This window comes from Actinoallomurus sp. NPDC052274 (assembly GCF_040679475.1).
Lineage (GTDB): Bacteria > Actinomycetota > Actinomycetes > Streptosporangiales > Streptosporangiaceae > Actinoallomurus > Actinoallomurus liliacearum.
In genome coordinates this window covers 17,395-44,122 of the sequence record NZ_JBFAUT010000039.1, presented here as the reverse complement: position 1 = coordinate 44,122, position 26,728 = coordinate 17,395, and the positions used below count along the sequence as shown (strand labels likewise).

The 26,728-nt window shown below is 72.9% G+C and carries 23 protein-coding genes; 13 read left to right on the top strand and 10 right to left on the bottom strand.

Annotated elements, in window-relative coordinates:
- Position 1 precedes the first annotated feature (1 nt).
- Positions 2-1,897 carry a hypothetical protein gene (locus AB0K82_RS28630; RefSeq protein ID WP_364402780.1) on the top strand — a complete coding sequence of 632 codons (1,896 nt, stop codon included), beginning with the start codon at positions 2-4 and terminating at the stop codon, positions 1,895-1,897.
- Positions 1,898-2,043: 146 nt separating this feature from the next.
- Here the strand turns inward: AB0K82_RS28630 and AB0K82_RS28625 are convergent, their stop codons facing one another.
- The 3 genes from AB0K82_RS28625 to AB0K82_RS28615 form a co-directional block, all read right to left on the bottom strand.
- A complete protein-coding gene (locus AB0K82_RS28625; RefSeq protein ID WP_364402866.1) occupies positions 2,044-2,586 on the bottom strand; it encodes an OmpA family protein in 543 nt (180 codons plus the stop codon).
- A gap of 5 nt (positions 2,587-2,591) precedes the next feature.
- Positions 2,592-3,155 carry a hypothetical protein gene (locus AB0K82_RS28620; protein WP_364402778.1) on the bottom strand — a complete coding sequence of 188 codons (564 nt, stop codon included), beginning with the start codon at positions 3,153-3,155 and terminating at the stop codon, positions 2,592-2,594.
- 131 nt (positions 3,156-3,286) lie between these two features.
- Positions 3,287-3,787: a MarR family transcriptional regulator gene (locus AB0K82_RS28615; RefSeq protein ID WP_364402775.1), complete on the bottom strand. Its 501-nt coding sequence runs from the start codon at positions 3,785-3,787 to the stop codon at positions 3,287-3,289.
- Positions 3,788-3,895: 108 nt separating this feature from the next.
- On the opposite strand from AB0K82_RS28615, the gene AB0K82_RS28610 reads away from it, so the two are divergent.
- Positions 3,896-4,912: an EamA family transporter gene (locus tag AB0K82_RS28610; RefSeq protein ID WP_364402772.1), complete on the top strand. Its 1,017-nt coding sequence runs from the start codon at positions 3,896-3,898 to the stop codon at positions 4,910-4,912.
- 181 nt (positions 4,913-5,093) lie between these two features.
- Entirely contained in the window at positions 5,094-5,732 is a 639-nt protein-coding gene (locus tag AB0K82_RS28605; protein ID WP_364402770.1) for an NAD(P)H-binding protein, read from the top strand.
- Between the two features lie 870 nt (positions 5,733-6,602).
- Here AB0K82_RS28605 and AB0K82_RS28600 read toward each other — a convergent pair.
- From AB0K82_RS28600 to AB0K82_RS28590, 3 genes are all read right to left on the bottom strand, one after another.
- Complete coding sequence (locus AB0K82_RS28600; protein ID WP_364402768.1) at positions 6,603-7,811, bottom strand: cellulose-binding domain-containing protein; 1,209 nt, start codon at positions 7,809-7,811, stop codon at positions 6,603-6,605.
- A 118-nt stretch (positions 7,812-7,929) separates the two neighbouring features.
- Complete coding sequence (locus tag AB0K82_RS28595; protein WP_364402766.1) at positions 7,930-8,370, bottom strand: type II toxin-antitoxin system PemK/MazF family toxin; 441 nt, start codon at positions 8,368-8,370, stop codon at positions 7,930-7,932.
- Between the two features lie 221 nt (positions 8,371-8,591).
- On the bottom strand, positions 8,592-9,215 hold the full coding sequence (locus AB0K82_RS28590) for a TetR/AcrR family transcriptional regulator C-terminal domain-containing protein (RefSeq protein ID WP_364402763.1): 624 nt from the start codon (positions 9,213-9,215) through the stop codon (positions 8,592-8,594).
- 277 nt (positions 9,216-9,492) lie between these two features.
- Between AB0K82_RS28590 and AB0K82_RS28585 the strand changes: the two genes are divergently transcribed.
- The 3 genes from AB0K82_RS28585 (at position 9,493) to AB0K82_RS28575 (ending at position 13,369) form a co-directional block, all read left to right on the top strand.
- Positions 9,493-11,127 (top strand): APC family permease, encoded by a 1,635-nt coding sequence (locus tag AB0K82_RS28585; RefSeq protein WP_364402760.1) that lies wholly within the window; start codon positions 9,493-9,495, stop codon positions 11,125-11,127.
- Positions 11,128-11,262: 135 nt separating this feature from the next.
- Positions 11,263-11,991 carry a response regulator transcription factor gene (locus tag AB0K82_RS28580; protein WP_364402758.1) on the top strand — a complete coding sequence of 243 codons (729 nt, stop codon included), beginning with the start codon at positions 11,263-11,265 and terminating at the stop codon, positions 11,989-11,991.
- Positions 11,992-11,998: 7 nt separating this feature from the next.
- Positions 11,999-13,369 carry a HAMP domain-containing sensor histidine kinase gene (locus tag AB0K82_RS28575; protein ID WP_364402755.1) on the top strand — a complete coding sequence of 457 codons (1,371 nt, stop codon included), beginning with the start codon at positions 11,999-12,001 and terminating at the stop codon, positions 13,367-13,369.
- A 75-nt stretch (positions 13,370-13,444) separates the two neighbouring features.
- On the opposite strand, the gene AB0K82_RS28570 is transcribed toward AB0K82_RS28575, so the two are convergent.
- A complete protein-coding gene (locus AB0K82_RS28570) occupies positions 13,445-14,434 on the bottom strand; it encodes a TAXI family TRAP transporter solute-binding subunit (RefSeq protein WP_364402754.1) in 990 nt (329 codons plus the stop codon).
- Positions 14,435-14,569: 135 nt separating this feature from the next.
- Between AB0K82_RS28570 and AB0K82_RS28565 the strand changes: the two genes are divergently transcribed.
- From AB0K82_RS28565 to AB0K82_RS28555, 3 genes are all read left to right on the top strand, one after another.
- Positions 14,570-17,293, top strand: coding sequence for a right-handed parallel beta-helix repeat-containing protein (locus AB0K82_RS28565; protein WP_364402864.1), 2,724 nt, complete (start codon positions 14,570-14,572; stop codon positions 17,291-17,293).
- A gap of 53 nt (positions 17,294-17,346) precedes the next feature.
- Positions 17,347-18,186: an SAM-dependent methyltransferase gene (locus AB0K82_RS28560; protein WP_364402751.1), complete on the top strand. Its 840-nt coding sequence runs from the start codon at positions 17,347-17,349 to the stop codon at positions 18,184-18,186.
- A 178-nt stretch (positions 18,187-18,364) separates the two neighbouring features.
- A complete protein-coding gene (locus AB0K82_RS28555; protein ID WP_364402749.1) occupies positions 18,365-20,221 on the top strand; it encodes a DEAD/DEAH box helicase in 1,857 nt (618 codons plus the stop codon).
- 8 nt (positions 20,222-20,229) lie between these two features.
- On the opposite strand, the gene AB0K82_RS28550 is transcribed toward AB0K82_RS28555, so the two are convergent.
- On the bottom strand, positions 20,230-21,471 hold the full coding sequence (locus AB0K82_RS28550; protein ID WP_364402746.1) for a serine hydrolase domain-containing protein: 1,242 nt from the start codon (positions 21,469-21,471) through the stop codon (positions 20,230-20,232).
- A 207-nt stretch (positions 21,472-21,678) separates the two neighbouring features.
- On the opposite strand from AB0K82_RS28550, the gene AB0K82_RS28545 reads away from it, so the two are divergent.
- A complete protein-coding gene (locus AB0K82_RS28545) occupies positions 21,679-22,236 on the top strand; it encodes a hypothetical protein (protein ID WP_364402744.1) in 558 nt (185 codons plus the stop codon).
- 118 nt (positions 22,237-22,354) lie between these two features.
- On the opposite strand, the gene AB0K82_RS28540 is transcribed toward AB0K82_RS28545, so the two are convergent.
- Complete coding sequence (locus tag AB0K82_RS28540; protein ID WP_364402741.1) at positions 22,355-23,293, bottom strand: LysR family transcriptional regulator; 939 nt, start codon at positions 23,291-23,293, stop codon at positions 22,355-22,357.
- Between the two features lie 111 nt (positions 23,294-23,404).
- Between AB0K82_RS28540 and AB0K82_RS28535 the strand changes: the two genes are divergently transcribed.
- Positions 23,405-23,608 carry a hypothetical protein gene (locus AB0K82_RS28535; protein WP_364402739.1) on the top strand — a complete coding sequence of 68 codons (204 nt, stop codon included), beginning with the start codon at positions 23,405-23,407 and terminating at the stop codon, positions 23,606-23,608.
- A gap of 119 nt (positions 23,609-23,727) precedes the next feature.
- On the opposite strand, the gene AB0K82_RS28530 is transcribed toward AB0K82_RS28535, so the two are convergent.
- Positions 23,728-23,970 carry a hypothetical protein gene (locus AB0K82_RS28530; RefSeq protein ID WP_364402736.1) on the bottom strand — a complete coding sequence of 81 codons (243 nt, stop codon included), beginning with the start codon at positions 23,968-23,970 and terminating at the stop codon, positions 23,728-23,730.
- A 276-nt stretch (positions 23,971-24,246) separates the two neighbouring features.
- On the opposite strand from AB0K82_RS28530, the gene AB0K82_RS28525 reads away from it, so the two are divergent.
- Both AB0K82_RS28525 and AB0K82_RS28520 read left to right on the top strand, forming a co-directional pair.
- Positions 24,247-25,530 carry an FAD-dependent oxidoreductase gene (locus AB0K82_RS28525; RefSeq protein ID WP_364402733.1) on the top strand — a complete coding sequence of 428 codons (1,284 nt, stop codon included), beginning with the start codon at positions 24,247-24,249 and terminating at the stop codon, positions 25,528-25,530.
- A gap of 54 nt (positions 25,531-25,584) precedes the next feature.
- A complete protein-coding gene (locus AB0K82_RS28520; protein WP_364402731.1) occupies positions 25,585-26,682 on the top strand; it encodes a PP2C family protein-serine/threonine phosphatase in 1,098 nt (365 codons plus the stop codon).
- Positions 26,683-26,728 lie beyond the last annotated feature (46 nt).

The window sequence follows — 26,728 nt, the reverse complement described above, 5'->3', positions numbered from 1 at the left end:
CATGCGCCATCGTGGTGTGCGCGCGGGGGTCCTCGCGTCGGCGGCCCTGCTCGGCGCGGTCGGCCTCAGCCCGGCCTCGCCCGCCGATGCCGCCGCCGGCGTGACCGAGGTCGGACTGCCCGTGCCCGACGTCGCCCCGGCGGGCCTGGCCGCGGGCCCGAACGGCAGCGTCTGGTTCGCCGAGAACGCCGGTGGCGTCGGAAAGGTCGACTCGGCCGGCAAGGTCACGGAGTACGCCCTGCCCGCGAACTCGCAGAAGACGCGGGGCGCGGCCGACGGGATGACCGCCGGGCCGGGCGGCCGGCTGTGGTTCACCGACTCCTCCGTCGACGTCCCCCGGGTCGGCTACGTCGATCCGGCGACCGGGAAGACGACCCTGTTCGAGGTGCCCACCACCGGCGACGTCAACTTCGCGGGCGGCAGACTGACCGACATCGTCGCCGGTCCCGGCGGCGCGATGTGGTTCGGCGGGGGCGCGGCGCCGGCCATCGGCCGGATCACCTCCTCGGGCACCGTCACCGTGTACGCCACCGCCGGCGCGGCCGTGTACGGCCTCGCGGCGGGCCCGGACGGCGCGGTCTGGTACACCGGCACCGACGGATCCATCGGCCGGCTCGACCCGGCGACCGGCGCGGTCACCACCTATGACCCGCCGTCCGCCGGCAGCGGCTCGCCGTCACTCGGCGGGATCGTCACGGGCCCCGACGGCGCCCTGTGGTTCACCGAGCCCGGCGTCGGGATGATCGGCCGGCTCGACCCGGCGACCGGCGGCATCGACGAGTACCCGGTGAACACCGCCGACTCGGCGCCCATCGGCATCACCGTGGGCCCGGACAGGCAGATCTGGTTCACCGAGGCCGCCGCCAGCAACATCGGCAGCGTCGACCCCGGCTCCGGCGCCGTCACCGAGTACCCGCTGCCCGCCACGCTGTCCGCGCCGATGCGGATCGCGTCCGGTCCGGGCAAGCGGCTCTGGTTCACCGAGGCCGGCAAGGGCGCCGTCGGCAGCCTCGACCCGGCCGCGCCGCCGGCCGGATCGCCGCACCCCGCCGTCCCGGCGGTGGCGCACGGCAGCATGCCCCAGGTCGCCGCGAAGTTCCAGGCCCAGTGCCCGCAGAACCACGCCTGCCAGACCCAGGTCACCTCCGGCGGCAGCGTGAAGATCGGCAGCTTCGCCCTGACCCTGCCGCCGAACGCGATCCGCGTCACCGGCTACATCTCCTCCCTCGGCCCGGGCAGCGTCCTCAACCCACCGGTCATGGGAGACCAGCTCGTGTCGCAGCCGGTCGAGGTGCCCGGCGGCCTGATCGGACAGCTACCGCTGGTCGGAACGGTGCTGGGCAAGACCCCGGCGGCGCTGCTGCCGGTCAACCGGCTGACCGTGACGCAGACGCTGGCCGCGCCGATCACCGTCCAGCTCGGTCCGGGCGGCATCGAGGCGACCGCGAAGCTGAACGTCCACCTCAACAACCAGTTGCTCGGCTCCAACTGCGTCATCGGCCCGATCACCGCGAGCCTGACCCCGACGATCCTCGTCCCGGGCGGGGCCGGCGACCCGGAGCTGGGCTGGACGCCCTACCCCGTGCAGATCAACAACAAGATCGCGGTACCCGCCGCCAAGGGGTGCGGCCCCGCCTCGATCCTCGACGGCGTGATCAACCAGATGATGGGCCTGCCGTCGAGCTCGGCGAACAACTCCATGAACCTGACCGGCGTCATGAGCCTGGGCGTCGGCATCAACCCGGCGGACACCCCGGCGGTGCGGTCCACCGCGTCGCCATCGGTGCTGTCGAAGCTCGTCGCGGGACTGCGCCCGCAGCCGAAGGCCAAGAAGGCCGCCGCGAAGCGCGTCAAGGCGCCGAAGAAGGTGACGGTCAAGCTGATGGCCCGGCACTGACGGGTTCTCGTGTGGGGCGCCGGTCACCGGACCGGCGCCTCACTCTTTCCGGCGCCTCGCCGGTTCGGGCACCTCACCGGTTCCGGCGCATCGGCTGATCCGCTGGGCGAGTTCGACGGCCGCCTCGCCCGGACCCCGACGCCCGGTCACTTCTGGTACGAGATCTCGACCCGGCGGTTCTTGGCCCGGCCGACGGGGTCGTCCTTGCCGTCCGGCGTCCGGTTCGGCGCCACCGGCCGGGCCTCGCCGTACCCGGTCGCGGTGATCGTCATGTGCACCTGCCGGGCGAGCTCGGCCCGCACCGCCTCCGCCCGCTGCCTCGACAGCGTGAGGTTGGCGGCGGGGGAGCCGATGGCGTCGGTGAACCCCGCGACCCGCACCGGGCCGTGGATCCGCTCGGCGATTTCGGCGATCCGACGCCGGGCGACGCCGGTGAGCGTGGCCTTGCCGAAGTCGAACAGGACGTCCGCGGCGATCCGTACGGTGACCTCGTCGCCGACCGTCTTGTCCTCTTCGAGCGGGATCACCGCGTTGCCGAGGTCGATGTCGCGTACGCCGCCCGCCACGTCGATGGTGCGGACGGCCTCCTGGAGGTTCGCGTCCGGGACGTCGCCGGCGGTCGCCGCGCCGGGGAGGAACAGCAGGGCGGGCACGAGCGCCGCGCCCATCAGGAGAGAGCCGCGCCGCATCCCGGTCACCGCGCGATCGGAACGTCGCGGAAGATCGGCCAGTTGCCGATCTGCACGTCGATCCGGTCGACGCCCTTCGGCGGCGCCGCGAACGTGAACGACAGCTGGCCGGGCTGGTCGTTCGCGATGTTCGTCGTGACGTAGTCGGTCTGCAGCTCGTGCCCGGAGCTGTCCTTGACCACCAGGTAGCGCTTGAGGTTCACGGTGTCGATCAGGAAGACGCCGAGCGTGGTCTCGCCGTTGAGACGGTAGGGCGTGATCCGCTGCGTGGCGCCGTTCGCCGGCACGTGCGGGGTCATGCTGACCGTGAGGTCGGCGAGCCGGCCACCGGCCTTGAGCTCGAGGATGGCGATGTCCACGGTCGCGCCGGCGGCGATCGGGGAGGGGAACGTCGCCTTCGCGACGGGCTTGTCCCCGGACGCGACCGTCACACCGCCCCGGACGGCGCCGCCGCCGGTCGCCGCGCCGCCTTTGCTCCCGGAGTCGTCCTTGCCGAGACAGCCGGACAGTCCGGCGACGATCAGCGCCGTCGCCGCGACGGCCGGCGCGGTCCGCCGAACAGCTCTCACCGATCCCCCAGGGAAGACGGAGACGTCGCCCGTCCGGCCCGCGGCACTCGATCGGCTCGCGGCGGCGGGAGGCTTTACTCTCGCTTGAACGTACCAGCTCGGCCGGGAGCAAGATCGACAAACGCTCGCGTTCACCGGATGGACGTGTCGCCGAGGGACTTGAGCAGGCCGCGGAGCAGGACCGCCAGCCCCTCCCGCTCGTCCGGACCCAGCGACGCGAGCAGCCGCACCTCGTTCGCCACGTGCGGTCCGACGATCTCGTCGACCGTCGTCCGGCCTCGTTCGGTCAGGCGGACCCGGACGGACCGCCGGTCCTCCTCGTCGGGCACCCGCTCCACGAGGCCCTTCGCCGCCAGCCGGTCGATCCGGTTGGTGATCGCCCCGGAGGTCACCATCGCGGCGCGGTTGAGGGCGCCCGCGGTCAGCTCGTACGGCGGGCCGGACCGGCGCAGGGTGGCGAGCACGTCGAACTCCCAGTGCTCGAGGCCGTAACCGGCGAAGAAGTCCTTCAGCTCGCGGTCCAGGAGCCGCGACAGCCGGGTGATCCGGCCGACGATCCCCATCGGCCACGCGTCGACGTCCGGTCGTTCGCGGGCCCACTGGCCGAGGATCTGGTCCACCGCGTCGCTCACCTGGGACTCCTCTCAACGCAAACCATCTCAACGTTCATCTACTTGACGTTGAACGGCTGCGCGTGCTGTTATCTCAACGTTGAGATTATCAATCTGGAGGGATTTTCGATGACCGTCCTCACCGCCCGGCGGGACGTCTCCTCCGCACCGAACGTCCGCGATCTGGCCCTCACCGCGCTCACCCCCCTCGTATGGGGGTCGACCTACGCCGTGACGACCGAGTACCTGCCGCCCGGCCGGCCGCTGTTCACCGCGACGATGCGGGCGCTGCCCGCCGGCCTGGTCCTCCTCGCCGCCACCCGCGTCCTGCCGCGCGGCGTCTGGGTGTGGCGGGCGGCGATCCTCGGCCTGCTCAACATCGGAGCGTTCTTCCCGCTGCTGTTCCTGGCCGCCTACCGGCTGCCCGGAGGCGTCGCGGCGGTGCTCGGCGCGGTGGGCCCGCTGTTCGCCCTCGCGTTCGCGGCCCTGCTGCTGGCCGAACGGCCCACCGCCCGCAAGCTGCTGGCCGCCCTGACGGGACTCGTCGGCGTCGGGCTCGTCGTCCTGCGCGCCGACGCCCGGATGGACGTCCTCGGAGTGCTCGCCGGACTCGCCGGGGCCGCGTCGATGTCGGCGGGCACGGTGCTCACCAAGCGCTGGGGGCGCCCCGAGGGCGTCGGCCCGCTCGGCCTCACCGCCTGGCAGCTCACCGTGGGCGGCCTGCTGCTCGTGCCGGTCACCCTGCTGATCGAGGGCCCGCCGCCGGCCCTCGACGGGCGCGCCGTAGGCGGCTACCTCTACCTCGGAGCGGTCGGCACGGCCGCCGCGTACTGGGTATGGTTCCGCGGCATCTCCCGCCTGCCCGCGACCTCGGTGGCCTTCCTCGCGCTGCTCAGCCCGCTGTCCGCAGCGGTCATCGGCTGGGCCGCGCTCGGCCAGGCGCTGACCCCGCTGCAACTGCTCGGCATGGCGCTGGCCTTCGGCGGCACACTGGTCGGCCAGCGCCCCGGCGCACCACGCCCCGCGACCACACCGACCGGCCAGGCGGCCGCATCGGCTCGGCAGGAGGGCGCGCCGACAGGCCCGGCAGTGCCGAGGAGTTCGGCGAGCGCGCCGACAGTCCCGGCGGCACCGATCGGCCAGTAGGCCGCGCCGACCCGTTCGGCGGCGGCACCGACAGTCCCGGCGGCGGCGCCGGCCGGCCAGGGGCCGCGTCGCCTCGGCAGGAGGGCACGCCGACAGGCCCGGCAGTGCTGTGCAGTCCGGCGAGCGCGCCGACAAGCCCGGCGGCACCGTCCGCCGCCATCGCGAGAAGGAGTTCATGATCATGCGTATCACCGTGTTCGGAGCGGCGGGCGGAGTCGGGCGCCGTGTGGTCGCCGAGGCGCTGTCCCGGGGCCACGAGGTCACCGCCGTCGTCCGCGACCCGGCCCGGTTCGCGGAGCCGCCCGCCGGCGCCCGCGTTCGTACGGCGGACGCTCGGAACCCTGAGGACGTGGCCCGCCTCGCCGCCGGACAGGATGTCGTGATCACGGCGACCCGTCCGGCGCCCGGCAGCGAGCACGAGCTCGTCACGGCGGTGAAGGCGCTGCTGGCCGGCCTCGCGGGGACAGGGGTCCGGCTGCTCGTCGTCGGGGGCGCCGCCACGCTGACCGTGCCCGGCACCGGAGGCCTGGCCGTGGTCGATGAGCCGGGGTTCCCCGCCGCCTGGCGGGACATCGCGCTGGCGTGCGCCGACCAGCTCGCGGCCTGCCAGGCCGAGACGGGCGTCGACTGGACCTACCTGAGCCCGCCGGCACTCCTGGAACCAGGCGAACGCACCGGCGCGTACCGCCTGGGAACCGACGAGCTGTTGACCGACGCCGAGGGACGATCCTGGATCTCGATGGAGGACCTCGCCGTCGCCCTGCTGGACGAGGCCGAGCGGCCCCGGCACCACCGGAGGCGTTTCACCGTCGCCCACTGACCCGGTGCCGCTGCTCAAGGCGTACCGAATGCTCGGCGATCGCGGCCCAGGAGGGGGGCAAAGGCCGCATATTGGCAGCGCGGCGGGGCTTTTTCCGAGCATTCGGTACGCCTCCGCACGCCGACATCGAGCGGCTCCGGTGCCACCGGAGACGTTTCACTGTCGCCCACTGACCCCCGGGCCGCTGGCCAAGGCGTACCGAATGCTCGGCGACCGTGGTCCAGCAGGGGAGCAAAGGCCGCATATTGGCAGCGCGGCGGGGCTTTTTCCGAGCATCCGGTACGTCCGGCCCCCCACGACGATGCTGAGCCGAGTCTGGACAAACTCGGCAGATCCGCCGTCGTCTGCGCGGGCCGTCCCGCCCGCCCGGCGCTGCCCGACGGTTCGTACGCCGGTGTCCGGCGGTTCGCATACCGGACCTCGGTGCCCGACGGTTCGTACGCCGGTGTCCGGCGGTTCGCATACCGGACCTCGGTGCCCGACGGTTCGTACGCCGGTGTCCGGCGGTTCGTATGCCGGACCTCGGTGCCGGTGGCTCGTAGCCCGGGCCCCGGACCCCGGTGGCGCGTACGCCGTACGCCAGACCCCTGGTGCCCGGACCCCGGAGCCCTGGTGCCCGGATCCCGGATCCCGGATCCCGGATCCCGGATCCCGGACGCCAGTGCCTGGTGCCCGGTGGCGCGTACGGCGGGCTCCGAATCCCGGACCCGGGTGGCGCGTACGCCGTACGCCGGACCCCTGGTGCCCCGACCCCGGACCCCGGACCCCTGGTGCCCGGACCCCGGACCCCGGACCCCGGTGGCCGGTGGTTCGTATGTCGGGCCTTGGGGCCCGGGGGCTCGTAGGTCGGTCGGGTGGGCCGTTCGGCGGTCAGCAGCCGATGCGGGACGGCCCGATGGCGACGTCGTCGAACCAGAGGGTGTCCCGCGCGCCGCCGTAGCTTTCCCAGCCGAGCCGCAGGTCGATGGGGTGCGGCCGCCAGTTCGCCCGGCTCAGCCACTGGCGGTCGACGTTCGGTGTCGGGGTGCCGTCCAGGTGCAGGCCGGCCACCTCGGTCCCGTCCAGCCAGGTGCTCATGGTGCCGTCCGTCCCGTTGATCGCGAACTCCACGCAGGACCACCGGTTCACGGGGAGCGGCACGCTCATCGCGACGCCGGTCGGGCTCTGCTCGGGCAGGGTCGCGTCGTCGGACTCGCGGTTCCACTGCAGCGCCTGGTTCTGGCCGCCGAGCCGCAGGTGCCGGTTGCCGTCGGCCGCGTCGGTCAGCGTGGTGAAGGCGACGTGGTCGACGGGCAGCGCCTGGGCGTGCCGGACGTAGTAGCGCACGTAGATCACCGAGCCGGCCGCGGCCACTCCCGTCGTGTTGACCGCGAAGGCGTGGTCGCAGTAGGTCGCGCCGCCGTCCACCCGGAGCGACATCGTGCCGCCGTGCGCCTGGGTGTGGTCGACGGCGACCGTTCCGGTGCCCTGGCAGTCGGGGTAGGACGGCTGCCAGGCGCCGGACGGCGTCGAGCCGGTCTGGTTCTCGAACCCGTCACAGAAGGCCGCCTGGCCGCACGACGTCGGCGGCGTCGGCGTCGGCGTCGGCGTGGGGGTCGGCGTCGGAGTCGGCGTCGGAGTGGGGCTGCCGTCTCCCGCACAGCTCGCGCCGTTCACCGCGAAGTCGGCCGGGACCGTGTTCTGGCCGCTGAACGTTCCCTGGAACCCGAAGCTCGTCGAGGCTCCGGTCGCCAGCGCGCCGTTGTACCCGCTGTCGCGGGCGGCGACGGCCTGGCCGGACTGGGTGACCTGGGCGTTCCACGCGGAGGTGACCTTCTGGTCGCCGGCGAACGTCCAGGTCAGCGTCCAGCTCGTGACCGGGGCCGCGTTGTTGGTGACGGTGACCTGGGCGGTGAAGCCGCCGGTCCACTGGTTGACGGTGTACGTGACCGCGCAGGGCGGCGTGGCCGACGCCGGCCCGGCGCCGGGCAGCACGAGCGAGACCACCAGGGTGATCGCTCCCACCACCGCCGAGGCGGCCCCGTACGGCCACGTGCGCGGCCGGGAGATCACGGGTCGGGTCTTCGCTGGGCCGGGCATGACTGCTCCTCACCGGGACGGCGCGTACGCGCCGGAGCGCGTACGCACCAGAGTGAGTCGGGCCCACCCACCCGGCAAGGATCTTCCATTTTCCTTTCACGCCCGGGGCGGCGGCCGGTCAGCGCGTGGGCGTCCAGCCGTGCAGGCGCATCAGGACGGCGGCGACGCGGGCGAACCGCTCGCCGTCGAGGATCGCGCCCTCCCGGCGGATGTCGTCCTCGTCGAGCGCGAACACGCGGTCCAGGCGCACGTACGACGCGCGGCCGTCGTGGTCCCAGGCGCCCGAGCCGAGCTCCAGCCAGTCCCGGTCGTCGCCGTGGTCGTGGCTGGACAGCATCAGCGCGAGCAACTGGCGGCGGTCCCGGCCGACGACCAGCAGCGGCCGGTCCTTCCCGCGCGCCGGGTCCTCCTCGTAGGGCACCCACGCCCACACGATCTCGCCGGGATCCGCGAGGCCGTCGAGGTCCGGGGAGTACTCGAGGGTCGCCGCCCGCTCGGGGGTGTAGATCTCGCGCACCGCGCCGCGCGCGGGCCGCGGGTCTTCGCCTTGATCGAACATCCGGGCAGCCTATCCGGCCATCCGGCCGACTCCGTGCCGCTCAGCCGGCGACGGCTCGGTCGACGGCGGGCCGGTCGACGGCCGGTCGACGGCGGGTCGACAGCGGCTCAGTCGGTCGGCGGCTCGGTCGGTGTCGGGCCGGTTGGCGTCGGGTCGGCAGCGGCTCAGTCGGCGGCGGGTCGACAGTGGCTCGGTCGGGTGGGGGCTCGGTCAGAAGGGGCTCAGTCGGCGGCGGGGGCCGGATGGTGGCCGGGTCGGAGGCCGCCGATCATCTGGGAGACGAACTCGTCGTCCGCGGGGCCGTCGCCGAGCAGCATCTTCATGAACGCGTGGTTGAAGCAGGCACCGATGAGGAGCCGGGCGGCCGCCACGCAGTCCACGTCCGCGGCGATCCGCCCGAGGTCGCGTTCGCCGGCGAGGTAGCCCGCGACTTCGGCGTACGCCGCCTGAGGGCCCAGGTCGTGGCTCTGGAACACCTGCCGGAGCCGCACGATCTGGTCGGAGCTGGCGAGGATCGACACCTTCGCCGCCAGGATCTCCCGGTAGAAGCCGATGGTCGCCTGCGCGGCGAGGAACAGGTTGTCGGCGACCTCGCCCCGGCCCACCCGCGTGGACAGGTCCTTCATGACGCGCGCGAAGACGGGAAGGCGGTCCTGCAGAAGGGCGAGGTAGAGCGTCACCGCGGACGGGGCGGATCCGTCCACGACCGGCCGGCCGCCGGCCCCGTCGGCCGGGGCGGGGGCCGGCCGCAGGATGTCGGCGGCCGCCCCGAGCACCTGATGTCGTACGGCGTCGCCGTGTCCGCTCGCCGACGAGGACCACGCCGACTGATCATCGGTTCCCATGGCGATCAAGGATCTTGCGGGAGACCGGCCCCGTCAACGAGAACGCTCCAAAGACCAGTAGCCGATGGTGCAGCGCGTCCGGTGGCGCCGGGCTGACACGACCCCGGCGGGCGCGACGGCGGACCGCACCGAGGATGACCGGGATATCCGCCGATGCCTGGAACCTCAGGTTTCCCTCAAACGTCTTGGGCCGCGTCGCCGCGTGGGGGGATCCTCGACCAAATCTCGCGAGACATCCCCCCTCCCCGCGACCTCGCGCACTGAGATGGAGTGATCCATGGCGACCGCGTCACCCGTATCCGGGTCGGCGTCGACCGGTGACTACCGGCGGCGACTCGGAACGTTCTCGCTTCTCATGGTCGGGCTCAGCTCGATCATCGGTTCCGGCTGGCTGTTCGGCGCGTGGAAGGCGGCGAAGGTCGCCGGCCCCGCGGCCATCCTCGCGTGGGTCCTCGGCGCGGGCATCATGATCCTCATCGGGCTGTCGTACATGGAGCTCGGCTCCACCTTCCCCAAGTCCGGCGGCATGGTGCGCTACGCGCAGTACTCCCACGGCTCGATGGTCGGCTTCATGGGCGGCTGGTCGAACTGGGTGGCCATCGTCTCGGTCATCCCCATCGAGGCCGAGGCCTCGATCCAGTACATGAGCTCCTGGAAGTGGCACTGGGCCAAGGGACTGTACGACGGCAAGGAACTCCATCCCCTGGGCCTGGCCCTCGCCGGGGTCCTCGTCGTCGTCTACTTCCTGCTGAACTACTGGACCGTCCGGCTGTACGCGATGGCGAACAACTTCATCATGATCGTGAAGTTCACCGTCCCGGCGCTGACGATCATCGGCCTGATCGCCTCCGGCTTCCACGGCGGGAACTTCTCCCACCACGGCGGCTTCGCCCCGTACGGCTGGGCGGCGGTGCTCAGCGCGATCGCGACCTCGGGCGTGGTGTTCGCCTACAACGGCTTCCAGAGCCCGATCAACCTGGCCGGTGAGGCGCGCAACCCCGGCCGCTCGGTGCCGCTCGCGCTGATCGGCGCGCTGGTCGTCGCGGCGCTGGTGTACGTGGGGCTGCAGACGGCGTTCGTCGGCGCGGTCCCCGGCCACCTGCTCGGCCACGGCTGGTCCGGCATCGACTTCAACTCCCCGTTCGCCGACCTCGCGATCGCCTGGAACCTCAACTGGCTCGCCATCACGCTGTACGCCGACGCGTTCGTCTCCCCGTCCGGCACGGGCATGACCTACACCGCGTCCACGGCGCGGATGATCCAGGGCATGAAGGAGAACGGCACCTTCCCGAAGATCTTCGGTCGCGTCCACCCGAAGTACGGCATTCCGCAGCCGGCGATGTGGCTGAACCTCGCCGTCTCCTTCGTCTTCCTGTTCACCTTCCGGGGCTGGGGCTCGCTGGCCGACGTCATCTCGGTCGCCACCGTCATCTCGTACGTGACCGGGCCGGTGTCGGCCACGGTCCTGCGGCGCACCTGCCCGGACCTGCCGAGGCCCGCCCCGGCGCCCGCGCTGAAGATCGTCGCCCCGGCCGGGTTCATGTTCGCCTCCCTGCTGCTGTTCTGGTCGAAGTGGCCGCTGACCGGCGAGGTGATCGGGATCATGGCGCTCGGCCTGCCGATCTACGTCTACTACGGCTGGCGGGCGCGCTTCGCCGGGTGGGCCCCGCACCTGCGGGCCGGGATCTGGCTCGTCGTCTACCTCGCGTGGATGGCGATGCTGTCCGCGCTCGGCAGCGCGAAGTTCGGCGGCCACGGCGTCCTCCCGTACGGCGTGGACATGGCGGTCGTCGCGGTCACCTCGCTGGCCTTCTACTTCTGGGGCGTCCGCAGCGGCTGGGCCGGCCCGTCGCGTGAGGTCGCCGGCGAGGCCTCGGTGGGCGAAGAACCGGACCTCGCCCCGGTGGGCTGACACCGCCGGGAGCATCGGCTCCGGGCCCTCCCCCTTCCGGCGCCGGGGAGGGCCCGGTCCCGTTCGCGTGATCGGCCCGGTACGTTGTGCGATGAAACGAAAGATCACCTGTGTCGTCCGATGGAAGGAGCGGTGGTGCGGCTACTCGTCGTCGAGGATGATGTGCGCGTCGCCGCGGCGCTGTGCTCGGTGCTCCGCAGGCACGGCTTCGAGGTCGAACCGGCGCGCACCGCGGCCGAGGCGCTCGAACGCCTCGCGAGCGAGCCGGACGTCATCCTGCTGGACCTCGGCCTGCCCGACCGCGACGGGTTCGAGCTGTGCGGCCGCATCCGCGCGGTCCGCGACGTGCCGATCATCATGGTGACCGCGCGGGCGGACGTGCGCTCCCGGATCCACGGTCTCCACCTCGGCGCCGACGACTACGTGGTGAAGCCGTACGACGTCGGCGAGCTGATCGCGCGGATCCACGTCGTCAGCCGCCGCACCGCGCGGCACGACGGCGCCCGGCCCGCCGACCCGCCCGAGGACGAGGCGCTGATCGCCGGGCGGATCGATCTCGACCGGCTGCGCCGGGTGGTCAGCGTCGACGGGGTGCCGGTGAGCCTGACCCGCAAGGAGTTCGACCTGCTGGCGGTCCTCGCCCGCCGGCCCGGCGTGGTCTGCCCGCGCGACCAGCTGATCAGCGAGGTGTGGCAGACGAACTGGCAGGGCAACCAGCGGACGCTGGAGGTCCACGTCGCCTCGCTGCGCGCCAAGCTGAAGGTGCCCGGCGCCATCCAGACCGTACGGGGCGTGGGCTATCGCGTCACCGCGGACGTCCGCCCCCCGGCCGCGAGCCCCCGGCCCGCGCCCCCGCACCCCTGACCCGACCGTGCGCGCCCGCCTGATCCTCGTCCTCAACACCCTGGTCATCTGCAGCCTGCTCGCGCTCGGCGTCCCGCTGGCCACGAGCATCGTCCGGCAGCACCAGGACGCCCTGTTCCAGGACCGGCTCGACGACACGACGCGGTTCGCGTCCATCGCGGCCGGGGCGCCCCTCGGCGCGTCCTCTGACATCGGCGCCGAGCTCACCCGCTACCACGACGTCTACGGGGTGGCCGCGGCGGTCGTCGACCGCCAGCATTCGACGCTGGTCGCCACGGCCGGCTATCCCGGCGACGACGCGGACGACGTCCGCGCCGGGCTGCGCCAGGCGTTCGCCGGCCGGCACAGCGCCAACAGCGACACCATCTGGCCGTGGGAGCACGGCCCGCTCGTCGTGACCGTGCCGGTCACGCGGAACGGCGACGTCGTCGGCGCCGTGGTCACGGTCTCGCCGACGGGCCGGATGCGGGCCGCCGTCACCGGGGACTGGTCGGTGCTCGCCGCCGTGGAGGCCGTCGCGGTGCTGCTCTTCCTCGCGCTCGCCCACCTGCTGGCCACCTGGATCCTGCGCCCGGTCCGCGCGCTCGACGCGGTGACCCACACGATCGCCACGGGACGCCTCGACGCGCGGGTGGCGGGCGCCAGCGGCCCGCCGGAGCTGCGCCGCCTCACGACGTCGTTCAACGAGATGGTGCAGAAGGTGGAGGCCACGATGGAACGCCAGCGCGCCTTCGTGGCCGACGCGTCGCACCAGCTGCGCAACCCGCTGTCGGCCGTCATGCTGCGGCTGGAGGGCCTGGCGCTGTCCCTGCCGCCCGGGTCGGAGGAGGAGATCAAGGACCTCCGGCACGAGGCCGAGCGTCTCACACGGGTCCTGGATGACCTGCTGGAGCTCGCCCTCGCCGAGGAGGGCGGCGCCACGGTGGAGACCATCGACCTGGCCGTCCTGGTCGACGAACGCGTCACGGCCTGGCAGGTCGTCGCGGACGCGCGGGCCATCGAGGTGCGCCGGAGGTGGGCGGGGCCGGTGCTCGGCGCCGCCGACCCCACCGGCCTCGGCAGCGCCTTCGACGCGGTGATCGACAACGCGCTGAAGTTCTCCCCCGAGGGATCGGCCGTCACCGTCGAGCTCGCCGAGGTCGGGGACGACGTCGAGATCAGCGTCACCGACGAGGGCTCCGGCCTGCCGCCCGAGGAGCTCGCCCGCATCGGCGACCGGTTCTGGCGCAGTCCGGGTCACCAGAACGTCGACGGCTCCGGGCTCGGCCTGTCGGTCGCCCGTACGCTCCTCGAGGCGAGCGGCGGCCGGCTGGAGATCGCCGCCGCCGACGGCGCGGGCCTGCGCGTGACGATGGCGGTGCCCGCCGTCGGCGCCTGACCGGCCGGTGCCCCACGACGGCGGTGCCGCCGTCGGCGTTCGACGGGCCGGTGCCCCACGACGGCGGTGCCGCCGTCAGCGTTTGACGGACCGGTAGTACCGCAGCGCCCCCGGGTGCAGCGGCACCGGATCGGTCTGGACGGCGCTGCCCACGTCCAGCAGCTCCGCCGAGGGCACGGCCGCCGCGAGGGCGTCCCGGTTCCGGAACAGGATCTCGGTGACGCGGTAGGCGAGCCCGTCGTCCAGTGAGGCGGGCGCGACCAGGAAGTTGGCGAGGGCGATCGTCTGGGTCTCGTCGACGTTCACGTACGTGCCGCTCGGGATCGTCGCGGTGCGGTAGTACGGCCCGTAGTGCCGGCGGACCTCCGGCGCCAGCCCGCCCAACGGGATCAGGCGGAGCGGCACCCGCCCGGCCAGCTCGGCGATCCCGGCGGTCGGCAGGCCACCGGACCAGAAGAACGCGTCGACCAGGCCCGACCGCAGCGCGGCGGCCGAGTAGTCCAGGCCGATCCGCATCGGGGTGACGAGCTCCGTCAGACCGGCGGCGGCCAGCACCCTCCGGGCCACGAGCTCCACGCCCGAACCTTTCGCGCCGACCCCGACGGGGTGCCCGCGCAGGTCGTCGATCGTGCGGAAGTTCGACGACTCCAGGACCACCAGGTGGAGGTAGTCGTCGTACAGGCGGGCCAGCGCCCGGATCGGTTCGCCGGGCGCGGTCACGGCCGTGCCGGCGGCGTCGGCCGCCGTGAACGCGAGCCGGTCGCCGCCCCATCGGAGCCACCGGAGGTTGTCCAGGGATCCGCTCGTGACCTCCGCCGAGGCGCGCACGCCCGGGAGACGGTCGCCGATGAGCCGGGCGAGCCGGCGTCCGTACTGGTAGTAGACCCCGTCCGCGAGCCCGGTCGCGATCGGCAGGGTCCCCTTCCGGTAGTCGTTCGCGGAGGCGGTCAGGGCGCAGCCGCCGACCGCCGTGGCGGCCAGTCCCAGGGCCGCCAGTAGGGCGGTCCTCCGGTCCGGCATGCTCGTCCGGCTCGGGTAGCCGAACGGTCGCGCACGGTAGGGCATGCGTCATGATCTCACTCGCCGGTTCCGTGTGGTAACGGTTGGCGCATCGTGATCCAAGCGATGCGGGCCGGCGGGAATGGTGGGGCCGGGCACTCGCGTGCGGCAGGTGAGCCTGGCAAGCTTGATCGCGTGGGTATGCCAGGGAACACGGATCGTGAGGAGTTCCGTGTCAAGGCGGGCTGGCAGCGCGTCGCGCCCGGCGCCTGGGGCGGGCATCGTACGATCGGCGCCGCCGTGCGGGCCGCGGCCGACGGCGCGGTGGTCTCCGTCCAGCCCGGCGTCTACAACGAGGCGCTGATCGTCGACCGGAACGTCACGATCGTCGCCGCCAAGGGAGCGGGCACGGTGCGCGTCGTCTCGCCGCACGGGCCCGCGCTGAGCCTGCACGGCTGCTCGGCGACCGTGCGCGACCTGACGCTGGAGGCGGCCGGGTCGGCGGACGTGGCCGTGCTCGGCCGCGACGGAGCGCCGGTCCTCGAACGCTGTGAGATCAGCGGTGGCGGCATCACCTTCACCGACGCCACCTTCACGCTGCGCGGCTGCGGCGTGCGCGACGCCGGGCAGGCGGGCGTGCGGGTGACGGGCACCAGCAAGGGGATCATCGCGGACTGCACCGTACGGTCCGTGGCCGGCGCGGGCGTGCGGCTCGACGGCTCCGTCCAGGTCGAGTGCGTCCGCACCGTCGTCGACCGGGCGCGCGGTCCCGGCCTGCAGCTGAGCGGCGCCGCCCACGGCATCTTCACCGACTGCCAGATCGGCGGGTCGGGGGACGCGGCGCTGGTCATCAGCGCGGCGGCGTACGCCTCCCTCCGTGGGTGCGAGCTGCACGACTCCGCGGCGCAGGGCGTGCGCCTGGAGGACTCCGCGGGGGCGGCGGAGCAGGCGCCGGCCGCGGCGCACCGGGGGGACGAGGCCGAGGGCGCCTCCGCAGGGCTGGAGGACCGCCGGGTCCGGCTCGAGGGCTGCGAGATCGTGCGCACCAAGGCGGAGGGCGTGCTCGTCCGCGGTGAGGCCGCCGCCCGCCTGAAGGACTGCCAGGTCCGCGAGACGGACGCCGTGGCGATCGTCGCGACGGGGTCGTGCCGGCTGGACCTGGAGGACGTGCGGGCGGTCGACGTCTCCGGAACGGCGCTGGTCGTCACCGGCGCGGCCGCCGTGCGCGCCCGCCGGTCGGTGTTCGCCCGGTCGGGGGCCAACGGGGTGCACTGCAAGGGCGACGCGGTCGTCTCGCTGCGGGAGTGCGAGATCGCCAGGACGGCGTTCACCGCCGTCCACCTGGGCGGCGGCGCGCGGGCCACGCTGCAGGACTGTCACGTCCGCGAGACGCCCGAGCACGGCGTCCGGGTCGACGAGCGCGCCGACCTGTTCGCCGAGCGGACCCGGATCGAACGCGCCCGGCTGGCCGGGGTGTCGGTCGAGGGGGCCGACGCCGTGCTGCGCGAGTGCCGGATCAGCGACGTCGAGATGGGCGCCCAGATCACCACCCGGCACCGGCCTCTCCTGGACGACTGCGAGGTCTCCGACGTGGCGCGTACCGGGATCGAGGTCGGGCCCGACACGGGCGTGCTGATTCGCGGCGGCAAGGTCTCGGGGACCGGCTCGGCCGGGATCTTCCTCGACGAGGGCAGCGATGCCTGGATCGAGGACGCCGAGATCTGCGACACCGAGGGCAGCGCGCTGGTGATCTGGACGGGCGCGCGCCCGCGCGTCCGGTCGGTGACGATCGCCCGGTCCGGGAAGAACGGCGTGTACCTCAACGAGGGCGCCGCCGGGGTGCTCGAGGACTGCGACATCTCCGAGACGGGCTTTCCCGCGCTGTACGTCGGCCCGCACGCCACGCCGACCGTGCGCCGCTGCCTGGTTCACGACACCAAGGAGGACCTCACCGTCGCGGACGGCGCCGAGCCGGTCTTCCAGGACTGCCGGACCGGCAACGTCGCGACCAGCGCCATTCCGTCCGCCGAGCGCAGCCGGCCCGCCGTGCTGCGGCCCGGGGCGTCACCCGCCGGCGCCGCTCGTGGCGCCTTCGCCGAGGGCGACGGCAAGGAGGACCTGGCCGACCTGCTCGCCGAGCTCGACCGGCTGGTCGGCCTGAGCCGCGTCAAGCAGGAGGTCGCCTCGCTGGCCAAGCTGATGCAGATGGTCAAGCGCCGGGAGGAGGTGGGGCTCTCGCCGCCGCCGCTGTCGCGGCACCTGGTCTTCGCGGGCAACCCCGGTACCGGCAAGACCACGGTCGCCCGGCTCTACGGGCGGATCCTCGCCGCGCTCGGGCTGCTGTCCAGCGGTCACCTGGTCGAGACCGACCGCGGTGACCTGGTCGGCGAGTACGTCGGCCACACCGCGCCGAAGACGCAGGCGGTCTTCAAGCGGGCGCTGGGCGGCGTGCTGTTCGTCGACGAGGCGTACGCCCTGGTGCCGTACGGGCAGAGCAACGACTTCGGGCAGGAGGCCGTCGCCACGCTGGTCAAGCTGATGGAGGACCACCGCGACGAGGTCGTGGTGATCGCCGCCGGCTATCCCGGCGACATGGAGCGGTTCATCGACTCGAACCCGGGGCTGGCGTCGCGGTTCACCCGCACGCTGACCTTCGAGGACTACTCCTCCGACGAGCTCGTCCGGATCGTGCAGCACCAGGCCCGGCAGCACGACTACCACCTGCCGGACGAGACCCTCGCCCGGCTGCTGGAGTTCTTCGAGCGCTACCCGCGCGGGGCGCGGTTCGGCAACGGCCGCGCGGCCCGGCAGGTGTTCCAGCGGATCACCGAGCACCACGCGCAGCGGGTCGCCGAGCTGCGCACGCCGATGAAGGAGGACCTGACGATCGTACGGCCGGAAGATCTCCCGGATGCGCCGCTTTGAGGCGTTGCCGCGTAGTTCAGCGGTAGGCGTCGGTTTCTGGGATCATTCGACCCGTGGTGGTCGGTGAGGGGGCGAAGGTGCAGTCTGGTGCGAGGTCATCCGGCTTCGACCCGACCATGCCCAACGAGGCCCGGATAATGGATTACATGCTCGGCGGCAAGGACAATTTCGCCGCCGACCGGGCGGCCGCCGAACGTGCCCTCACTCTGGCGCCCGAACTGCCGATGATGGCACGGGAGTCCCGGGGCTTTCTGAAGCGCGCGGTGCGCTTCATGGCGGAGGCCGGAATCCGGCAGTTCGTCGACGTCGGCTGCGGGCTGCCGACCCGGGGAAGCGTGCACGAGGCCGCGCGCGCCACGGCTCCCGACGCGCGGGTCGTGTACGTAGACCACGACCCGCTCGTCGTCAACCACGCTCAGGCGCTGCTCCCCGACTCCTCCCGTACCGCCGTCATCCGCGCCGACATGCGCGACCCCGACGACCTGCTCGCCCATCCGCGGCTGACGGAGCTGGTCGACCTGACGCGGCCGGTCGGGATCCTGCTCATCGGCGTGCTCACCGTCATCCCGGAGGACGATGTCGCGCTGCGCGTGGTCGAGGGGTTCCGCCGGGCGATCGCCTCCGGCAGTCACATGGCCATCACCCACCCCATCTCCGACACCCGGCCCGAGGTCACCGAGAAGCTCGCCGCGCTCTACCAGGACGAACTGATCGTCCGCGGCAGCCGGCGGCGCAACGTCCGCACCCTGGCGGAGGTCGAGCCCTACTTCGAGGGACTTCAGATCGCCGAGCCCGGTATCGTCAAGGTCCCGGCCTGGCGTCCGGACTCCGGCGTACCCGCCGTCGACCCTGAGACCTTCTGGGCGATCGCGGGCGTGGGGCGCAAGCCCTGATCGGCGCGTCGTCCCGGCACCCACCCACCTCGAGCGTTCCGGCCCCCTCCGGCCGTGCCCTCCCGCGCGCCCGTCCCATCGGTCCCGCCCATGGGGAACGCTCCAACCTGGGGTGCGGTCGAACGGCGCCGATCGGGACGGTGTAGGCGTAGAGGTGAGCTTTGGGAAGGACCAGTCAATGATGACCCCGAACGAGTCCGACGGCGTAACGGAAGGCACGGCCGCCGCCCCGACCGGCGGTACGGACGCCTGCGCGGCCGAAGGCACGGACGCCCGTGCGGCCGAAGGCACGGAAGCCCGCGCGGCCGAAGGCCTGGGCGATGGCGTGGCCGAAGGTGCGGAAGACGGCGTGACCAGCTTCGCGGATCTGCGGCTCCGGCCGGAGTTGCTGAACGCGCTGACCGGGCTGGGCTACGAGGAGCCCACGCCCATCCAGCGGGAGGCGATCCCGCCGCTGATCGATGGCAGCGACCTCGTCGGCCAGGCCGCGACGGGGACGGGCAAGACCGCCGCGTTCGCGCTGCCGATTTTGCAGCGGACGTCCGCCGAGGACCGCCGGGGCGGCGGACCGGTCGCCCTCGTCCTCGTGCCGACCCGGGAGCTGGCCGTCCAGGTCTCCCAGGCGTTCCACCGGTACGGCCGGGAGATGGGCGTGCGGGCGCTGCCGATCTACGGCGGCCAGCCGATCGGATGGCAGATCAAGTCGATCGAGCGCGGGGTCGACGTCGTGGTGGCCACGCCGGGCCGGGCCCTCGACCACATCGGCCGCGGCACCCTGAAGCTGGACACCGTCCGCGCCGTCGTGCTCGACGAGGCCGACGAGATGCTCGACATGGGCTTCGCCGAGGACATCGAGGCGATCCTCCAGGAGACGCCGGAAGAACGCCAGACCGTGCTGTTCTCGGCGACGCTGCCACCGCGCATCGAGAACATCACCGGGCGCTACCTGCGTGAGCCCGTCCGGATCCAGATGGGCCGCGAGGCCCCCGCCCCGGGCGAGGCGCCGAAGGTGCGGCAGGACGCGTACGTCGTCGGCCGGGCCCACAAGCCGGCGGCGCTCGGCCGGCTCCTCGACGTCGAGTCGCCCACCGCCGCGATCGTCTTCTGCCGTACGCGCGAGGAGGTCGACCAGCTCACCGAGAGCCTGAACGGCTCCGGCTACCGCGCCGAGGCGCTGCACGGCGGAATGAGCCAGGAGCAGCGGGACCGGGTCATGGGCCGGCTGCGCAACGGGACCGCTGAGCTGCTCATCGCCACCGACGTGGCCGCGCGCGGGCTCGACATCGAGCTGCTCACCCACGTCGTCAACTACAACGTGCCCTCCGCGCCCGAGACGTACGTGCACCGCATCGGCCGGGTCGGCCGCGCGGGCCGCGAGGGCGTCGCGATCACCCTCGCCGAGCCGCGCGAGCACCGGATGCTCAAGGCGATCGAACGCCAGACGAAGCAGCGGATCGCCGTGCAGAAGGTCCCCACCGTCGCCGACCTGCGGGCCCGGCGCATGGAGCTGACCCGCGCGGCGCTGCAGGAGAGCCTGCTCGAGGACGACCTGCAGCAGTTCCTCGCCGTCGTCGAGCCGCTCGCCGAGGAGTTCGACGTCATGGAGGTCGCCCTCGCCGCGGTCAAGCTCGCCTACGACTCCAGTGGGGCGACGGTCGACGAGGAGGAGATCCCGGAGGTCACCTACAAGCCCGGCCGGGACGGTCGCGACCGGCGGGACGGCCGCGATCGCCGGGACGGCGGCCGCCGCGATCGCCGGGACCGCGGCCCCGCGGAGGGCATGACCCGGTTGTTCGTCGGCGCCGGCCGCAGCGCGGGCATCCGGCCGCAGGACCTGGTCGGCGCGATCGCCGGCGAGTCCCGCCTGGCCGGACGCGACATCGGCACGATCGAGATCGCCGACCGGTTCTCCCTGGTCGAGATCCCCGAGGGTGCGGCCGACGACGTGATCAAGGCCCTCCGCAGGACCACGATCAAGGGCCGTAAGCCGACCGTCCGCCGCGAGCGCGACGCCGGCTCGCGCCGTCCCCGCTGAGGACGGCGTCAGCGCGGGCCGGGCGCGGACTTCTGGGGAGCGCCGAGTGACGGGTCGAAGGTCGCGGCGGCGATCTTCATGACGTAGGGCTGCTCCGAGCCGTCCTTGTTGCCCGTCGGGTTGATCGAGTAGACGAGGACGCGGCGGAGGTCGCGGGTGGCGAACACGCCGCTGGTGTAGCCGGGGCGGGAGCCGGTCTTGCCCCAGCCGGTCAGGCCGTTCGGCAGCGTCGTCCGCATCAGGCCCGCGCTGTAACAGGCACGGCCGGCGCCCGGCCCGATGTTGCAGTTGTTCTGGTCGGCGTACTCCACGTCCGGCACGGTGAACATCGCGCCGAGCACGGACCGGGGCACCAAACGGCCCTGGAAGATGGCGCGGATGAAGCGGGTGAGGTCGTCCGCGCTGGAGATCACTCCGCCCTCGGCCCACGGGTAGGGGCTCTGTTCGGACACGTCGTGCAGCACGGTGGTGCCGTTCGTGGTCACCGCGACGTAGCCGTGGGAGTGCGGGCCGGGCAGGCGCGGGTCCCGCCGGTCCAGGACGTACGTGGCGTTCAGGTGCAGCGGCCGCAGGATCCGCCGCTGCACCTCCTGGGCGTAGGACCGGCCGGTCACCTTCTCGATGAGCAGTCCGGCGACGAAGTAGTTGATCCCGTTGTAGCGCTGCCGGGTGCCGGGCGGGAAGTCCATCGGGTACCGCATCCCGTCGGCGACGATCTCCTGGGGCGTCCAGCTGTCGAAGCGGTGGTCCACGAACCACTGGTTCGGGTCGCCCTGCGACTCGCCGAGGCCGCCGCCGGTCGGCAGTCCGCTGGTGTGGTCGAGGAGCTGCCGGACGGTGACCTTCGGGTACGCGGCGGGTAGCAGGCCCGGCAGGTAGTGCTGGACGGACTGGTCGAGGTCGACCTTGTGCTCGGCGGCGAGCTGAAGGACGATCACGGCGGTGAACACCTTGGAGATGCTGCCGGCCCGGAACCGGCCGTTCGCGGGAACGGGCGTCCCGGTCCGGACGTCCCCGACGCCGGAGGTGCCGCTCCACTGACCGGCGGGCCCGGTGACCTTCACCATCGCGCCCGTCACCGTCGCGTTCGGCAGCCCGGCGATCGCGGCGCGCAGCGCCGTGGGGTCCAGCGGCGGCAGCGTGCCCGTGGCCGGGGGAGCGGCCGAGGCGGTCGCGGCGCCGCCCGCCATGGAGGCGGCCAGCACGGCCCCGACGAGCACCAGTGATCTTCGTGTGCGTGCGTTGTTCATGGGCTCGATTCAACCGACGGGCCGACGCGACGCCCATGGTGCGGTCTTCCGTCTCCGGGGTAACGCTGAATACACCCTTCCCCTGGAGCGGGCACCAGGACGAGCCTTCGGACCAGCCCACGTCTTCGTGGAGGTTCGCGGTCGGGGGACGCGGACACCTCCTACCGAGCGGATCACGCGCCATGTCGCCCGTGGTCGAGCGCTACGGTGGCCGCGGCGGCCACGACGGCCGTTGCGGCTGAGGGTGAGGAACAGATGGCAGCACCGATCTTCGCGGTCGATCTGTCGGTCAGTCCCGATCGGAAGATGTTCGGGATCGCCGACAGCGCCGTGGGAAGCGATGTGTCCACGCCGGTCCCGTCGAGCGCCGGGGGCTGGCTCGGAATCGGAGACTCGGAGGTTCTCGTCGGAACGGGGCAGGACATCGTCGAAGTCGCCGTCCGGATGGAGTCCTGGGCCGCTGAGCCGCCTGATGATCTGGACCCGGCCGAGTCGAGCGGGAGCGCTCGGCTTCGTATGCCCAGCGGGCGGATCAGCGTGAACGAGATCACCGGCGGCTGGCAGAGCGATGTCCTCGAGTTGCCTGAGCCCGGCACGTATCGAGTCCGCGTCGACGCTTATGGTCGCGCCCGCACGGAGCAGGCGGTCGCGGAGCTGTTCGCGCGATTCGAGGACGTCTCCGACCCTGCCTTCGAGGCGGCGTGCGAGGAACTGGAGGGGCGAGAACGATACGTGATCCGGATCTGGCCGGACCGGGGAGCCTGAACCAGGCGGTGCGCCGGCTCGGAGCCGCGGGCGGCCGGGACGGCCGTGGTGCCGCCCCTACGTCGAAGGCCGCTCATGCGATCCCGGCGTTCACCGCGACACATGCCGTCGAGCGAGGTCAGCCGCGGGTCACGCCTGGGCGTACGGCGGCCAGCCCGTCGGCGGCGGCGCGCAGCGCGTCGAGCACCGCGCGCACCGACGGCCGTACGTCGCCGTCCCGGCGGGTCCAGACGATCACGCGGCGTCGTACGTCGGCGTCGGCCAGGTCGCGCACCGCGATCCCGGACTGGTCGGTGAACCGGACCAGCTCGGGGAGCAGCACGACCGCCTGGCCGTGCGCGGCGAGCGCGAGGGTCACGAGGAGGTCGTTGGAGCGGTACCGGATCTCGGGCCGGAAATCGCCGTGCTCCACGCAGATCCGCTCGATGAGCTCCGCGTGCGCGGTCCCCGGGTACCCGGACGCCCAGACCTCACCCGCCAGGTCGGCCACCCGCACCGCCGACTCCGAGGCGGCCAGGCGGTGCCGGGCCGGCAGGATCAGCCGGATCGGCTCGGTGAGCAGCAGCTCGTCGGCCAGCCCGGCCGTACGCGGGCGCCGGACGGCGTCGTACTGGTTGCTGATCACCAGATCGACCTCCTGCAGGACGAGGGCCTGCAGGGCGCGCTCGAACTCGTCGTCGAGCACCTCGACGACGAGGTCCGGGTAGCGGCTGGACAGGGCGTCCAGCGCGGGCGCGACCACGTTGAGCAGCGCGGTCTGGAAGGCGACGACCCGGACGGTCCCGGCCACGACCCCGGACGCGGCCCGCGCGGCCTCCTCGGCCTGCCGCGCCTGGGAGAGCAGGCCGTCGGCGGCGCGGGCCAGGGTCTCCCCGGCCTCGGTCAGCCGCAGGCGGCGTCCCACCCGTTCGGTGAGCCGCACCCCGACGTCCTTCTGGAGTTGGGCGAGCTGCTGGGAGACCGCGGAGGGGCTGTAGCCGAGCGCGTCGGCGACCGCGCCGACCGTGCCACGCAGCTGAAGCTCGCGAAGCACCCGCAACCGGGTCAAGTCGATCATTCAGGAGAGCTTACAGATTCCATGCAGTAATGCTCGCTGGACCTTCATAGTTGCGGAGCCGACAATGTAAGTACCAACAGCGAAGAAGACTGATGACGGAGGAGAACCCCCATGTGGATCGTGTTCGCGATGTTCATCGCCCTGGCCGTGCTCGGCCCCCTCGTGGGCGCGGACAGCCGCGACGGCCTCGACTGGGCCCGGAACAACTTCTGGATGCGGCGCCGCCCGGCCCTCAAGGCGGTCGCCGTTCGCACCCCGGAGCCCACGAGCCACCCGCGCGTTCGCGAGCACCGCACCGTCCCCGCCGCCCGCTGACGCCGGCCCCCTGATCGTCGGCGCCCGCCGCGCCCTCCGCGCGGCGAAGACGCGCCCGCTACGCCGAGGGTCTCCGTCGCTCTGACGACGAAAACCCTCGGCACTGACCCGGGAGGTCTTCAGCGCTGGGCCGGGGCGGTGAAGTCCAGGTGGGTGCCTCCGTCCGATCGGACGGTGACGGGGTCGCCGTCGGTGAACATGGTCGCGTTCCGGTACCGGAACGCGCCGCCGTCGTCGGGGACGACGCGCAGCTTGACCTGCCGGCCGACGAGCGGCGAGGCCGAGTAGGAGCCGTCGGCGACCCGATACCGGCCGAGGTGGTCACCGGTCCGCGCGTTGAAGGCCGTGAGCCGGCCGTACATCGGTCTTCCGCCGTCGAGGAGGACCGCGCCGGACTCGCGGCCAGAGGGCGTTTCGTCAGGTCGTCCCCGTCCGGCGCGTGTCGTGCGTGGCCGGAAACGGACATCGCCCGCCGCGGGGGGTCGAAGCGTTCGCGGCAACCGTCCTGGGCCCGCGTTCGTCCTGCTTCCAGACGGCCTCTCCGGTCGGTGATCGCCGGATTCCGAGCGCACGGCTCGGGGTATGGGCCAGACGCGTCTCCGTACGCGAACAGCCGCGATCGAGGGCGGGGGTCGGTGATGCCGGAGGATCGGACCACGACGTGTGCGATCTCGGGCGGCGGCCCCGCCGGGATCATGCTCGGCCTGCTCCTGGCCCGCGCCGGGGTGCGGACCACGGTGCTGGAGAAGCACGGCGACTTCCTTCGCGACTTCCGCGGCGACACGGTCCACCCGTCCACGCTGCGAGTGATCGACGAGCTCGGACTGCTGGACGAGTTGGAGGGCCTTCCGCACCGGAAACTGACGACGCTGCGGATCGGGACGGACACCCGGCCGCTGATCGACGCGGACCTCACGCGGTTCACCCGGTGGCGGTACCGCCACATCGCGATGATCCCGCAGTGGGACTTCCTGACCCTGCTGGCCGAGCACGCGCAGCGGTACCCGACCTTCCGGCTGCGCATGGAGGCCGAGGTCCTCGGCCCGCTCGAACAGGACGGCGGGGTGCGCGGACTGCGCTACCGGGACGCCTCCGGCGAACACGAGCTACGGGCGGTGCTCACCGTGGCCGCGGACGGCCGCCGGTCCGATCTGCGCGGCGCCGCCGGCATGGTCCCCACCGAACTCGGCGCGCCGATGGACGTCCTGTGGCTGCGGGTCTCCCGGCGACCGGGCGACCCGACGGGCCTCGGCGGCCACATCGGCCGGGGCCAGATGGCCGCGACGATCGACCGCGGGGATTACTGGCAGATCGCCTTCCTCATCCCCAAAGGGTCGTACGGGCGGGTCCGCGCCCAAGGGCTCGAGGCGCTGCGGAACCGGCTGGCCGCGCTGGTTCCGTTCCTGGCCGACCGGGTGGGGGAGGTCGACGACTGGGACAAGGTCGCCTTCCTCGAAGTCGGCCTGGACCGGCTCTCGCGCTGGGACCGGCCGGGCCTGCTCGCCATCGGTGACGCCGCCCACACGATGTCGCCGATCGGCGGCGTCGGCATCAACCTCGCCGTCCAGGACGCGGTCGCGACCGCCAACCTGCTGGCCGACCCGCTGTACCGCGCGCAGGCCGACCCGGCGCGGTTCGACCGCACGCTCAACCCCGGCCTGGTGCGTCGCGTCCAGCGCCGCCGGTCCGTTCCCACGATCGGCACGCAGACCGTGCAGCGGATCATCCAGCGGCGCGTCGTCGACCAGGCCCTGGGCGACGGGGAACCGCGCCTGCCCGCGATCCTCGAGACTCCGAACGGCAGGCGGCTGCTGTCTCAGGTGATGGCCCGGATCATGGTCTACGGTCTGCTGCCGGAGCACGTCCGCACCCCTGAGCGGCGGCCGGGGAGACCGGTCGACGGCACCGCTCTCCGGCGCTAGGGGGAGCCCTGCGATTGGCCTCTGACCAGGGGGTAAGCAGGGAGGGTGCGACGGTTGAGGGCTGACGGTCCGGTCCGCTCACGGTCGTGGTGGCGGGGCCACGCACCGCTGCTGCCGGCGTTCGCGCTGATCCTGGTGATCGGAGTGGCCGACGTCCTCAACGGACCTCTGGTCCACCTGGGCCCGCTGTTCAGCGTGGCGACGGCGACGACGGCCTGCTTCGCCGGCCCGGGTGAGGTCGCGATCATCGGCACGGTGGCGATCACGTCGTACGTGGTCGTGGGCGTCTCGGAGACATGGCGCGGGGTCGCGGAGTACGAGATGCAGCTGTCCTGCCTGGTCATGATCACGGGCGTGATGATGTTCGTGTCCGCGCTGCGGCAGCGGAACCGGCGAGAGCTGACGATCGTGCGCTCGGTCGCCGAGACGGCCCAGCGGGTGCTGATGCGCCCCCTGCCCGTACGGGTCGGTCCGTTGCGCATCGCGTCGCTGTACCTGACCGCCGAGCAGGAGTCGAGGATCGGCGGCGACCTCTTCGGGGCGGCGCGCATCGTCGGGGGAACCCGGTTGATCATCGGGGACGTCCGGGGCAAGGGCCTGGCAGCCGTCGACACCGCCGCCCTGGTGGTCGGGGCGTTCTGGGCGGCCGCCCACCAGCGGCCGTCGCTCTGCGAGCTGCTCACCTTCCTGGACGGCGCCGCCGCCGTCGAGTCGACCTCGCGTGATGACCCCGGCCGGGCGGAACGGTTCGTCACCGCCGCCGTGCTGGACATCCCCGACGAGGCGCCGTGCGTGCACGTCGTGAACCGCGGGCATCCGCCGCCCCTGCTCCTGACCCGGGGAAAGATCACGGAACTGGCCGCCGGCCGGCCCGCGCCGCCGCTCGGCCTGGGGGACCTGGCCCCGATCGAGGCGGAGGTCGACACCTTCCCTTTCGGCCCCGGCGACGTCCTGTTCCTCTACACCGACGGCGTGATCGAGGCCCGCGACGCCGGCGGCGAGTTCTACCCGCTCCAGGAGCGGCTGCGGCGCTGGCGCGAGGACGATCCCGAACGGCTCGTCGAGCGCCTGCACGAGGACCTGTGCGCGTACACCGACGAACGCCTGGACGACGACGTCGCCATCATCGCGGTCAGGCGGGCACCCGCGTAGGCGACCAGCGCCGCACCCGTCGGATCACGGCTTACGTCCTGCGCCG